This is a genomic window from Peribacillus aracenensis (assembly GCF_025175645.1).
In the GTDB taxonomy this organism is placed as follows: domain Bacteria; phylum Bacillota; class Bacilli; order Bacillales; family DSM-1321; genus Peribacillus; species Peribacillus aracenensis.
This window is the reverse complement of sequence record NZ_JANZMJ010000011.1, coordinates 117,177-130,625: the sequence shown is the minus strand read 5'-3', so window position 1 is coordinate 130,625 and position 13,449 is coordinate 117,177. Positions and strand designations below refer to the sequence as shown.

General features: G+C 39.9%; 10 protein-coding genes and 1 riboswitch. Of the genes, 8 read left to right on the top strand and 2 right to left on the bottom strand.

Annotated features, from left to right (window positions below):
• Positions 1-175: 175 nt before the first annotated feature.
• Complete coding sequence (locus tag N0M92_RS13395) at positions 176-2,227, top strand: sigma 54-interacting transcriptional regulator (protein WP_260286226.1); 2,052 nt, start codon at positions 176-178, stop codon at positions 2,225-2,227.
• A gap of 225 nt (positions 2,228-2,452) precedes the next feature.
• Here the strand turns inward: N0M92_RS13395 and N0M92_RS13390 are convergent, their stop codons facing one another.
• Positions 2,453-3,376: a LysR family transcriptional regulator gene (locus N0M92_RS13390; protein WP_260286225.1), complete on the bottom strand. Its 924-nt coding sequence runs from the start codon at positions 3,374-3,376 to the stop codon at positions 2,453-2,455.
• Between the two features lie 440 nt (positions 3,377-3,816).
• Here N0M92_RS13390 and N0M92_RS13385 point away from each other — a divergent pair, with 440 nt between their 5' ends.
• From N0M92_RS13385 to ggt, 4 genes are all read left to right on the top strand, one after another.
• The gene (locus N0M92_RS13385; RefSeq protein ID WP_260286224.1) at positions 3,817-4,791 is read left to right on the top strand and encodes a TAXI family TRAP transporter solute-binding subunit; all 975 of its coding nucleotides are present in this window, start codon (positions 3,817-3,819) and stop codon (positions 4,789-4,791) included.
• Between the two features lie 83 nt (positions 4,792-4,874).
• Positions 4,875-5,381 carry a DUF1850 domain-containing protein gene (locus tag N0M92_RS13380; protein WP_260286223.1) on the top strand — a complete coding sequence of 169 codons (507 nt, stop codon included), beginning with the start codon at positions 4,875-4,877 and terminating at the stop codon, positions 5,379-5,381.
• Complete coding sequence (locus tag N0M92_RS13375) at positions 5,374-7,368, top strand: TRAP transporter permease (RefSeq protein WP_260286222.1); 1,995 nt, start codon at positions 5,374-5,376, stop codon at positions 7,366-7,368. The genes N0M92_RS13380 and N0M92_RS13375 overlap by 8 nt, the downstream gene beginning before the upstream one ends.
• Positions 7,369-7,579: 211 nt before the next feature.
• Positions 7,580-9,655, top strand: a complete 2,076-nt coding sequence (gene ggt / locus N0M92_RS13370; RefSeq protein ID WP_260286220.1) for a gamma-glutamyltransferase — start codon at positions 7,580-7,582, stop codon at positions 9,653-9,655.
• A gap of 144 nt (positions 9,656-9,799) precedes the next feature.
• Here the strand turns inward: ggt and N0M92_RS13365 are convergent, their stop codons facing one another.
• The gene (locus N0M92_RS13365; protein WP_260286219.1) at positions 9,800-10,702 is read right to left on the bottom strand and encodes a LysR family transcriptional regulator; all 903 of its coding nucleotides are present in this window, start codon (positions 10,700-10,702) and stop codon (positions 9,800-9,802) included.
• A 123-nt stretch (positions 10,703-10,825) separates the two neighbouring features.
• Between N0M92_RS13365 and hutG the strand changes: the two genes are divergently transcribed.
• The 3 genes from hutG to N0M92_RS13350 all read left to right on the top strand — a co-directional run bounded on the left by hutG (position 10,826) and on the right by N0M92_RS13350 (position 12,958).
• Positions 10,826-11,782 (top strand): formimidoylglutamase, encoded by a 957-nt coding sequence (gene hutG, locus N0M92_RS13360; protein WP_260286218.1) that lies wholly within the window; start codon positions 10,826-10,828, stop codon positions 11,780-11,782.
• A gap of 288 nt (positions 11,783-12,070) precedes the next feature.
• The gene (locus N0M92_RS13355; protein WP_153246094.1) at positions 12,071-12,226 is read left to right on the top strand and encodes a hypothetical protein; all 156 of its coding nucleotides are present in this window, start codon (positions 12,071-12,073) and stop codon (positions 12,224-12,226) included.
• Positions 12,227-12,286: 60 nt separating this feature from the next.
• Positions 12,287-12,958: an SOS response-associated peptidase gene (locus N0M92_RS13350; protein ID WP_260286217.1), complete on the top strand. Its 672-nt coding sequence runs from the start codon at positions 12,287-12,289 to the stop codon at positions 12,956-12,958.
• A gap of 253 nt (positions 12,959-13,211) precedes the next feature.
• Positions 13,212-13,319, top strand: a riboswitch (SAM riboswitch).
• The last annotated feature ends 130 nt before the right edge of the window (positions 13,320-13,449 follow it).

Sequence of the window (13,449 nt, the reverse complement as noted above, 5' to 3'; positions counted from 1 at the left end):
AACCATAGGCATGTCAACGGATGTCCATGTCATCAATGTCAATAGATATGCAAAATCTGTGCCAATACGGGGTAATTGATTTTTATGAAAACTTAATGGTTGAATTGGAGTTTTAGGTCTTTATTGGTTCTTTTTGGTGATATAATAGTACCAATTAAAGACAGGTAGGTGTTTTATGTCAAAATCCTCACTTACACTTATAGCGGGAAGCTCAAAAACAAAGGAAGCCTTGCAGGAGCAACTGGAACAACTGCTTGGAGACTACGTGCATGTCAAAAGCCATTCTACCGATGAGGGAATACCTCGTTCTCTGGGAGATGGATTGATCTTGTTTTCATCAGATGCCGCTTATGATAAGAAAGAGGGAATATATAGCGTAAATCCCGAGAAAATAATCGTCGGAAAGAGAACCGTTAATCATGAATACATTGACAAGCTATTAAGAATACCAGAGGGTTCGGCCGTTCTTTTGGTGAATGATGATGATGATGCAACTATAAACCTTATTGAATCCTTATATCAGCTTGGTGTCGATCATGTTCAATTTATTCCTTTCAGGAAGGGGATATTATTTTATGAGAATGTCCAAATAGCCGTTTCACCAGGAGAAACTCATCTATGTCCCTCTTACATAAAAGAAGTAATCGATATAGGTGTGCGTCTTTTTGATATAACAACAATTTTGGAAGTTGTAGAATGCTGTGGTTTACACAAGGATATATCCTCGAAGATTTCAGAAAGGTATATTAGCAATATCATTGAATTACAACGTAAGCTGTTATATGCAGAGCGTGATGCCCAGCAAATGAGCGATCATATCCAAAATGTGTTGGGGACTGTCGATGACGGCATATTGGTCGTTAACGAGGAAGGGCTGATAACGGTATTCAATAACCAGCTTGCGGCATTGTTCCATGTTGATGCAAAAGATGTGGTTAATCAGTATCTGGAGCATGTATTGAATCGCCGGGATATTATCGATTTCATCATGGGAAGCAATGATGAAAGCAAGTTCTTCAACATAGACGGAGTGGATGTCGTGATTTTTCGATTGCAAATGATGAAAGAAAATACAATCGTCGTAACCTTCAAAAGCGTACACCAAGCTTTCGAAATAGAAAAGACTGCACAAAGAGAAATGCGAAATCAAGGCTTTTATTCAAAATACCGCTTTGAAGATATTATTGGCGAAAATGAAGTAATGAAAGAGCGTAAGCAGATTGCCAAGAAGCTTGCCCTGTCGGAGCATCCGATTTTGGTTCAGGGAGAGACTGGAACAGGGAAAGAGCTGTTTGCTCATGCGATTCATGAGCATTCATTGCGAAAGAACGGGCCGTTTCTAGCGGTCAACTGCAGCGCTTTAACAGAAACTTTACTTGAAAGTGAATTGTTTGGTTACGAAGAAGGGGCATTTACAGGAGCACAAAGGGGAGGCAGGAAAGGACTGTTTGAAATGGCGGATAACGGGACGATCTTTTTGGATGAAATTGGTGATATAAGTCTCACAGTTCAATCCCATCTGCTACGGGTTCTTCAGGAGGGTGAAATACGCAGAATTGGCGGCAAGAGAATCATTCCCATAAATGTTAGGGTAATCACCGCGACGAATAAAAATCTTCATGATAAGATGCGGGACGGTTCATTCAGAACAGACTTGTTTTACCGTCTGAATGTACTCAATCTTTACATACCGTCACTAAAAGAGAGAAGAGCGGATATTCCACTTTTGATAAAGCATCTCATCACAAAAAGCGGGAAGTGGGTAAAAGTAGAGCAAGACGTTATGGAGTTTTTCATGCAATATGAATGGCCCGGCAACATAAGGGAACTTAAAAGCACGATCGATTACATGCTGACGGTTTGTGAGGGGAATGTCTTGACGAAGAGTGACCTTCCGTTCATGCACGGGCATGCGGAAGAAAGTGTTACGGCAGATTATCCCGTCTGTGAAAGTATACTGGAAATTCAGGAGCGAATTTTCATCTTGGAAGTAATCAAGCAATACAACGAAAAAGGAAAAGCGGCAAGTCGGGAACTTATTGCTAGTCAGAGTCAAGAATCGGACTTTGTCTTGTCCCCTCAGCAAATCCGTCGCCGCTTGGATATTTTGGAAATTGAAGGATTTGTCGTCAAAGGCAGAGGGAGGGCCGGCACCAAGATCACCGCTGAGGGGATGGAGTATTTATATTTTCTTAAGTCAAAGCATGCTATGCATGAATATAATTAGTCACTACCTATAAGAAGAGTTTGCAATTTCAAGGTTTTAATAAGTGATGGAAGGGGTCCCGCCCTAACGCCAATAAGAAGTTTAAGAGTTGAAATTATTCAATTTTTATAGCCCCATTTCTCAGTGTCACAAGAGAAATGGGGCTTTTTTAATACCGATTAGTATAGTTCTTAATTATAATTGCCCCTTTTTCACTCCTAGTTTTTTCGCAGCATTTTTACTACCTCATATATCTTTAAAATCATGATCATTCTCTAACGTTTTCAAAATATGCTTAGTCAGATTTGATGCATCCGTGTTTTTCCAAACTGCCGATATGGAACTGGATAATTCCGAATTATCGATGTTCAAGGCTTTGACTTGGCTTTTTCCCAACAAACTCACCATATCTTCCGGCATAAGGGCTACGCCTAAGTTATTGGAAATGAGATTGGCGATCGTCAGTAATTCTGAGCCTTTACATAATTCCTTAGGTGAAAATCCAGCAGTTAGACAAGCCTTTTCCAAAAGGAATTGAAGGGAGTGTGCTTGAACGGCATCATAATGGATAAAAGGTTCGTCTTTAGCTTCGTATAATTGTATAGCATCTTTTTGGGCTAGGGGATGATCAATGGAAACGACTAATTGTAAAGGGAACCTCATGAATTCAATCATGCTTAATCCTTCATTGGCGATGATGTTACTGTGGATGGGCGTTCGGATGAAACCGATGTGATAGTTTTGTTGGTTTACGAGTTTTACTGCCCTTGAAGATGTTGTTTCATGCACATAAAATTCCGTTTCCGGGTATTCCCCAACAATCTTTTTCAATAGCTTAGGGATAAATATGCTAGCTGCAGAGGGGACGGTGGCAATCTTCAGTTTAGGTTTGGGAATGGTTTTATTTTCAACTATGTAATTCACTGTTTTCTCAATATCTTCAAAGGAAGGGGCAAGTTTTTTATAGATGTATTCTCCTTCTTCCGTCAATGTAATTTTTCTTGTCGTTCGATTCAATAATTTAAATCCTAATTGTTTTTCGAGGGATAAAATCTGTTGGCTAAGTCCGGGCTGGGATATATGCAAGGTTTTCGAAGCCTCACTGAAACTCAGATGGTTAGAAACCTCTATGAAATAGCGGAGGGATAGGAAGTTCAAACAAACACCCACTTCAGTTGGATTTGAAAGTAAAAGGCTAAAATGGCCGGTAAAAGAAAGGGTTGACTTCTAATATTCCCTCTCAAACAAAAGCGGGAAATAACGATTAAAAGCTAGAAAGATGCTAGGAAAATCATTTTATAATAAAGACTTATAAGTTTATAACAATAATATATTTCTAAAATGGAAGAGTCAATATTATCCTTAAAGAAAGGGAAAATAGGTAATAAAAGGTAAAATAGTACTATATGATAGCGGATTTCCTTTGTTTTTAATAGGTGTTTTTACACATTTATGCTTTTATTTCGATTTCTATAAAAATTTTATAATCGATTTCTAGTGCTTTGGATTTATATGTATTATTTTGTAAAAAAAGGGAAAGTGAGGTGTCCGGTAGAATAATAACACTATCATCTCTTGCGGATGAAGAAAACACATGAGGGGGGAGTTTTATGAAAAAGTTTAATAAGTATTTTTTATTGGTTATGATTCTGACAGTGACCGGTATTATCACGGCCTGCGGAGACAGTAAGGAAGAGGTATCCGGAAGCGGAAACCAAAACCTGAGCTTGTTGACTGGTGGAACGGGAGGTACATACTATCCACTCGGAGGACAAATTGGAAAAATCATTTCCGATAAAACAAAAGCGAATATAACACCTCAGACATCTGGTGCCTCGGCCGAAAACATGGAAACATTAAGGGCCGGAGAAGCTGAAATCGCTTTTTCGCAAACGGATATCGCCGCATATGCACTTGAAGGAAAAGAAATGTTCGACGGGAAACCTATAGACAATATACAAGCAATCAGCTCTTTATATCCTGAAACGGTTCAAATTGTAACGACGGCAAAGAGTGGAATTAAATCAGTCGAAGATTTGAAAGGTAAAAAGGTATCAGTAGGTGCACCGGGTTCTGGTGCTTACATCAATGCCATGCAAATCCTGGAGATCCATGGATTGACTGAGAAAGATATTAAAGGGCAAAATCTTTCTTTCGATGAGTCGACGGAAGGAATCCAAGCAGGAAATATTGACGCAGCTTTCATTACGGCCGGCACGCCAACTGGTGCAGTTGAAGCGTTGTCCGTACAAAATGATATCATTATCCTGCCTATTGCAGAGGACAAAATTCAAGCATTGGTTAAAAAGTATCCATACTATGCTGAAGATACAATTCCAAGTGGTACTTACAAAATCAAATCCGAGGTGAAAACAGTTGCTGTTAAAGCTATGTTAGTAGTTACAAAGGATCTTGATGAAGATTTAGTTTATGAAATGACTAAAGCTGTTTATGACAATACAGATCAAATCACACATGCAAAAGGCAAGTTCATTACAGCAGAAACTGCACTTGAAGGATTAGGGGAAATGGAAGTTCATCCTGGAGCGGCAAAATACTTTAAAGAAAAAGGTGTTTCCAAGTAATGAAATTGGGTCGGTAGCTCGCTTTATGTGGCCTATCGGCTTCGTTTTTTCTTAATGGGATACTGGTTTTGAAAGGGGTGCCTATGAAACTCAAGAGATTCATGGCTTTTGGTATACCACTGCTCATCGCTTTTTTATTCTTTTTTCCTTATAAGCATGTAATTGCCTTTTCCTTCGAGGACCAAGGGGAATTAGTCGCATACTTTCCATTGAAAAGAGAACAAAACTTCCAGATTAAGTATACACACTCCATCCACCTTTCGGAGGTGCTGGAATCATATCGGTTATCGGATAAGCAAATCGAACAAACCGAACTTGCTTATCATGATTTTGCAGTCGGTATGCCTTCCAATGCAGAGGGGGAGGAAGTATTCGAAGAGAAAGACGGCACCTACTTCTTAAAAAATATGAATCGCAATTTCGCCTATATAGATTTACGGTTAGGACAAGTCAAAGCTAACCATCGGTTAATATATGATGAAAAAACATACACATTGGCAGACTTTATTAAGCCAGGAACATGGGTCAGAATTTCATCAGAAAGAATTTCATTATGGGAACAGTTGAAGGGAGTGAAGATTAGTGGCTGATCAAGAAAAAACGAAGTATTTAACCGAAGCAGAACAACAGGAGTTATTGGAAAAATACGATCCTGAAGCTGGGACAAGGAAATTAACCGGCGTCTTGGGACACATTGTATTTTTTGGACTCTTAGCTTTTTCGTTATTCCAATTATATACTGCTATTTTTGGTGTTTTTACAGCACAAATCCAACGGACGATACATTTAGGGTTTGCACTCTCCTTGATTTTTTTACTTTTTCCAGCAAACCGGAAGAAGCGTCAGAAAGGAAAATTTCAAGTTGCCTGGTACGATATCATTTTAGCAATCCTTAGTATAGGCGTAGGTGCATATTGGCCCTTATTTTTCGAGGATATCGTCATGAATGTAGGACGTTTAGGCGCTGTGGATTTTGCGGTTGGTTTAATGGCTATTCTGCTAGTTTTAGAGGCAACTAGGCGTGCAGTAGGGCTTCCTATTATGGTCATTGCTTTATTATTCGTTTTCTATGGAATTTTTGGTCAGTATATGCCAGGCTTCCTCTCTCATCGAGGTCTAACACTTGAACGTTTGGTGCAAACGATGTTCTTCTCGACAGAGGGCATTTTAGGTACACCGTTAGCGGTTTCATCGACATTCATCTTCCTGTTTTTATTATTTGGTTCCTTTCTTGTCCGTACGGGTGTCGGTCAATACTTCAATGATCTTGCAACGTCTATTGCCGGTAGAAGGATAGGGGGACCTGCGAAGGTTGCGATTTTTTCCAGCGCTCTGCAAGGAACGATCAGCGGAAGCTCTGTGGCTAATGTTGTCACTTCGGGATCCTTTACGATACCGATGATGAAAAATCTTGGATACAAGAAGGAATTCGCTGGGGCAGTGGAAGCTGCCGCGTCTACTGGCGGTCAATTAATGCCTCCGATAATGGGGGCGGCGGCATTTTTAATGGTTGAATTCATTGGGAATGGGATTACGTATTGGGATATAGCAAAGGCGGCTGCGATTCCAGCGATCCTTTACTTTTCAGGAATTTGGATCATGACCCATTTTGAAGCGAAACGACTTGGATTACGTGGATTAACGAAAGAAGAAATGCCAAATAAGAAGGAAGTGATCAGCAAACTTTATTTATTAATTCCGATCATCGCCATTATCTTCTTGCTCATGCTGAATATAACGGTTACACATGCAGCCTTGTATTCCATTCTTATCTCGGTTCTTGTAGGATTCATAAACAAGGATGTCCGCATGAAATTCATCGATATCATTTATGCATTGGTGGATGGAGCCCGAACGGCACTTGCGGTTGCAGCTGCAACCGCAGCAGCCGGCATTATTGTAGGAATCGTTACGAAAACGGGGCTTGGGCTGAAATTGGCAAATGGATTAATCGATTTCTCTGGTGGATATTTGATTCCAACACTGATGCTAACAATGGTAGCGGCAATTATTTTGGGAATGGGATCACCTACAACCGCCAACTATGTGATCACCTCGACGATTGCAGCACCTGCGATCGTTTTGCTTGGCGTTCCTGACTTATCTGCACATTTATTCGTCTTCTATTTTGGCATTATAGCAGATATTACTCCTCCAGTTGCATTAGCGGCATTTGCTGCGGCGGGGGTAGCGGGCAGTGAACCGATAAAAACGGGGATACAGTCATCAAAACTTGCTATTGCTGCATTTATCATTCCGTATATTTTTGTTCTCTCACCACAATTACTTATGATCGATACAACTTGGATGGAGGTCGCCTGGGTCGTCCTTACTGCAATGGCCGGCATGATCGCCATTGGTGCGGGTGTTATAGGTTACTGGATGAGGGGGATGCACTGGTTGGAAAGAGTCCTCGCCATAATCGTTGGTTTACTATTAATCTATCCTGAAACGATGTCGGACATCATTGGGGTATCTGCTTTTATCGTATTGCTGGCTTTGCAATATCTTTGGAAGAGCGGCAATCACGACAGTCCCAATATCTTGGAACATAAGCAAAGCATAGGGAAAAATTAAGTCTTCGAATATCAATCCTGAAGTAACGGGTAGTATTGTACCATTTTGGGGGGTGATTTTTTGAAGTGAAACATCAAAGAGAGCAGGGAATGTGCTGATTGCAATTATTTCGGCCAGCATATTCCTGCTTGAAAAGCAGAGTCATTTGCTCGTATATCCAGTTGGCGCACGGTAAAACCCAATTTGTTTTATTTTGAAAGGAGACTAATTCATGAAATTTTTAAAAAGTTTTATTTTAGTTACTTTCAGCTTCTTTTGTATGATCACACCAGCTTTTGCAAGTGTCCCTGGAGTGGATGGGTCAATGGGAAAGGGAGCAACAAAAGGAATCGTATCAGTTTCCCACCCATTAGCAGCTGAGGCGGGCATAAAGATATTAAAACAAGGTGGAAACGCAGTCGATGCAGCAGCAGCCATTCAATTATCGTTAAATGTAGTTGAACCAATGATGTCTGGAATCGGTGGCGGTGGTTTTATCATGATTTATAATAAAAAGGAAAATAAAATAACGATGATTGAAAATCGTGAAATGGCACCGAAAAATGTTACGCCTGAACTTTTTTTAGATGGAAAGGGCAAACCTGTTCCTTTTAGTAAGCGGCACACATCTGGTAAAGCGGTTGCAGTTCCTGGAACTCTGATGGGTTTAGAGACTTCTCTTGAGAAATATGGAACATTGAAATTATCACAAGTCATAGGCCCGGCCATTAAACAAGCTGAACAAGGGGTAAAAGTCAATTGGGCAACAGCACAATATATCGATGAAAATGTAACAAAGCTTAAAAATAACCAAGCGGCTGCAAAAGTTTTTGTACCAGACGGAAAGCCATTGAAAGAGGGAGACACCCTTGTTCAGCCAGATCTGGCAAAGACTTTTAAGTTACTAAAAAAACAAGGTTCCAAGGCTTTTTATAAAGGTGAAATCGGGGAAGCTCTAACCAAAGAAGTTCAAAAGCGTGAAGGAACGATGACAACTGAGGATTTGCAAAACTATGAAGTGAAAGAAAGAGAGCCGATTAAATCGGAATATAGGGGATTTGAAGTGGTGGGGGCGGCTTCACCAAGCTCAGGCAGTTTGACCGTTCTACAAATCCTGGAGCTTATGGAAGGATACGATGTACAAAAGATGGGGGCGAACACACCTGAGTATCTTCATTATCTCACGGAAGCCATGCATCTTGCTTTTGCCGATCGAGCTGCCTATATGGCAGATGAAGATTTTTATGATGTACCTACAAAAGGACTATTGGATGAAGATTATATTAAAGAAAGACGAAAACTCATCAATCCAAATAGATCAACAGCTGATGTCAAGGCAGGCGATCCATGGAAGTATGAGGGCAAGGAACCTCCTTCAATGAAGAAGGTAAAAGAGGAGAAAACACCGATCGGTCAAACAACCCATTTCTCTGTAATGGATAAATGGGGAAATATGGTTGCATATACGACTACAATCGAGCAAGTATTCGGGTCGGGTATCATGGTACCTGATTATGGATTCATGCTAAATAATGAAATGACGGATTTTGATGCAACACCGGGTGGAGTTAACCAGGTGGAACCAGGAAAAAGACCAAGAAGCAGTATGTCACCGACCTTCGTATTAAAAGATGGCAATCCCTTCATGGCCATCGGTTCACCAGGGGGAGCGACGATAATAGCATCTGTATCTGAAACGATTATGAACGTGCTTGATCATAAAATGCCAATCCAAGATGCCATATTAGCGCCGCGTATTTATTCCGCTGGATATCCGACAGTTAGATGGGAACCGGGAATTGAACAAAATACAAGGTTGGAGTTAATGGCAAAAGGCCATGTTTATGAAGAAAAACCCCAGCATATCGGAAATGTGCAAGCTGTTATTTATGATTATGAAAAAGGGAAAATGTATGGGGGAGCCGATAATACGAGAGAAGGAACTGTTCAAGGAGTGTATAATGTTTCCTATAAATCGAAAAAGCCAAAAGAAATAAAAGAGGAAAAAAAGGGACCGTTTACCTTAAAAGTGAATGGAGCCGTTTATCCTTATTCAGCTGAACAAATGAAACTGATAGATGAAAAACCCTATATCCAATCAGACAAATTGTTACTTGGTTTGGGTGCAATTGGAACTGGGGACTTGGAAACATTCAAACCAGATAAAAAATCGTATCTACCGGTGTTAAGGGTTGCGCAATCATTAGGATATAAAACAAAATGGAACGAAAAAGACAAAGAGGCACTATTGGAAAAAGATCCGGCGGATATTGGAGATCCAGACGATGATGGCAGTGTAACGAATTAATTTACCCTGACGAATTTAGACTGAAACTGCTCTAGCAAGCAGTTTATAAGGAAATCGAGGGAAATGGCCAAAGCAATAATATCAAACATTCCCCCTGTGCAATGTGCATATGGGGAATGTTTTTTTGTCATTACCGTTGATTTTTTAGTCACCGTTCCTGACATCTCTCTTAAAAAAGCTATGTATGTCCTCGATTAGCCTACATACCGCAGGAGACAGATATCGATCTTTCAAATAAGCCAGGTAAACAGTCCTTTCCAAATAATTTGAATCGATCGCGCGAATTGCAGTATTGGGGGGGGCAGCGGATCTTATATAGTTTTCAGGTAAAATTGTAACCCCAAGCCCTGCTTCCACCAAACTGCAAGCCGTTTCAAGCCTTTCTATTTCGTATAGGATATTGGGAATTGCATTTTCATCCTTAAATGCTCTTAAGATATCATCTCTTGTTTGAAATCCAGTTGTACTGATAATCAATTCTTTCTTTGCTATGTCTTGGAAAGTGATGGACTCTTTTCCGTTTAAATCGTCATCTTTATGGATCAAAAGCATGAATCTTTCATTATAAAGGGGAGTGGACAGAATTTCAGCGTTGTTGATGGGCTGGTTCGTGATGGTGAAATGAACATTATACCGATTTAACGAATCGAAAACCTTCTCTTCCCCTAATATTTCCCTGACTTTTATATGAATTTTAGGATAATTGATTTTAAAATTCCTGATGATCTTCGGAAACCAAAATTTGAATGATTCTATGGAACCTATTGATACGGTTCCGCTTCCGACATCCTTCATTTCTTTAAGCTCCACCTGCATATTATCGAATCTCCTTAACAGATCAACAGCTCTCGTATAGAAAATCCCCCCTGCTTCCGTGAGCTCAAGCCCCCTTGTATTGCGTTCCAAAAGCTGAAAATCAACTTCATTTTCTAATTTCATTATGGCATTACTTAGGGAAGGTTGTGATATATGCAGCGTTTTTGCTGCTTTTGAGAAATTCTTTTCCCGAACAATTGTAGTGAAATATCGAAGTTGACGAAGATCCATATATTCTCCTTTCTATAGCTTTAAACTATAGATATATTGAAATTTTGTATTGGTAATTATATATTATCTCATTTATAATTTTGAAAAAAGATATTTCGGAATTTTTTAAATAAAGGAGAAATTATGTATACAAATCCGACTTTAAATTATTGGAATGGAAGAATTGATTCCCAATCTGACATGGACAGCTTCAGATACCACCAAAGAGTACGTTTGGCACCGATTTCGGAATTAGCCATCTCTTCCAATTCATCCAGGACCTTTGGATTGATTGGCTTCAAATGTGATGAAGGCGTCAAAAGGAATAAAGGCAGGATTGGTGCCGCAGAAGGGCCTGATCATATTAGGCAGTCATTGGCGAAATTACCCTGTCATTTACATTCCCAAACCGAGCTGGTGGATGCTGGTGATGTAATATGTGAAGGTACAGAGATGGAGGCCGCTCAATCCCAATTGGGTTCGGCTGTTACCCGGATATTGGAGAGTAAAGCGATTCCTATCATACTTGGCGGAGGGCACGAAACCCTGTATGGCCATTATCTTGGGATTAGGAAATCCATTGGACCAAAAGCTAGCTTGGGAATCATTAATATTGACGCTCACTTTGATATGAGGCCTTATGAAAAAGAGAGTTCATCAGGAACGATGTTTAAGCAAATTTTGGACAAGGATGAAAATTGCGGCTATTTATGTGTCGGAATTCAGAAGCAGGGGAATACGAAGGCACTGTTTGAAACTGCCGAGAGAAGTAAGGTCGATTACATATTGGAAGAAGATTTGTCATTGAATGAAATGGATGAAACTAAGCGGCGGATAAATGAATTCGCTAAGGAATATGACTACATTATTCTTACATTATGTACAGACGTTATTGATTCAGCCTACGCACCTGGGGTAAGTGCTCCATCGCCTTTTGGACTGAATCCGAAATTGGTCCGTGCCATTATCAGGCATATCGTATCGAATGAAAAGATCCTCTCCTTTGATATCTCGGAAGTGAATCCTTCGTTGGATGAAAATAATAAAACCGTTACATTGGCAGCACATTTAATAAATGAGGTTTTACTTCATTTTAAATAATGAATGGCTTTCCAAAATGCCATCTTCATAATCATCTATCTGTATGAAGCGAAAAACCTTTTACAGCGCCTGACTGTCCATGAATCATTCATGGGCAGTCTTTTTTACGCCGCCAATTCAAGGATTTATGCTCCCGGGCTTTGTTCGACTAACCCTTTAAGGTGTAAAGGAACCTCCATGCGGCCTCTTCATTAGTAGATTAACCATGCCTCTGCCAGAGTTCAATACTGATACTTGTGGATTTTTAGTTTATAATAACAACCATCTAGCCTATTGAGGGGGGATTCCATGAATGAATATAAAGTAACGGTAAGGAATGGCAGTACCTTGATTTTGTCGGAAATCATTAAAGCTGAGGATGAAAGAGAAGTCCTTGGCACCCTTTTGATTTCCAGCGAATTATTTAATCAGCCATTTACCGATATCAGGATTTTAGAACGCTGATTTGTGCCTGCTTGCTCCATTTGTTACACTGTAATAAATCTTAATACGGTAGGCGATATTATGTGTGGACGTTTCACCCTTTTCACTGACATTGAAGAAATAAAAGATCGGTTTGATATACAAGGATCATTTGATGAGGAATACCAATTCAGCTACAATATTGCTCCCTCCCAATCCGTGTTATCCGTCATTAATGACGGGGCAATGAACCGACTTGGATATCTTCGGTGGGGACTCATTCCTTTCTGGGCAAAAGACGAAAAAGTTGGCTATAAAATGATCAATGCCAGAGCGGAAACCATTGCAGAGAAAGCAAGCTTCAAGAATGCGTATAAGAAGAAGAGATGCTTGATAATCGCTGACTCATTTTACGAATGGAAAAAGACACCAGAAAGAAAAATACCGATGCGAATAAAAATGAAGAATCATGCTCCATTTGGAATGGCCGGTATATGGGAATCCTGGAAATCTCCCGAAGGCCTCAGCATTTACACGTGCTCCGTTATAACAACCGTTCCTAATGAGCTGATGACCAGCATTCATGATCGTATGCCTGTCATCCTTAAACAAGAAGATGAAAAAGACTGGTTGAATCCATCCATTAATGATCCTGCATATCTGCAGCAGTATTTAAAGTCATTCGATTCGGAACAAATGGAAGCTTTTGAGGTATCGACTGATGTGAACTCGACTAAAAAAAATTCACCTAATCTAATACAACAAATTTGCTGAGAGGTCATTAGACCTCTTTTTATGTTAATTCCGTCCCGATTAACTGCATATGTCAAGATTCCTAATTAATCATTAAGAAGTGCATGTGAAATACTTTAAAACTAAACCTTGCGAAAATAGACAAAATGCTGTACTCTTATATTTGCTTTTCAAAACGACTTCGATGTCACTTTCACAAACTCAGATGGTTACAGCAAGTTTGGTACTTTTCTGACAGGCATCGTTATATTTGATAAATTATATAAATTTGATCTTCTTATCAAGAGAGACGGAGGGACTGGCCCGAAGATGTCTCGGCAGCGGACTTAATGGGAGTGCTGTGCCAAATCCAGCAGGCTGATTTTCGCCTGAAAGATAAGGAGGGTGTTTTTTATAAATTAAAAGACCTCTTCTTGTTGTTAAATAGAAGGGGTCTTTTTATGCCGGCAGTTTTTTAGCTATAGCTCCATGACTGGAGAATTAAGTTCAAGTTGGTGTTATTTGCGAAAACT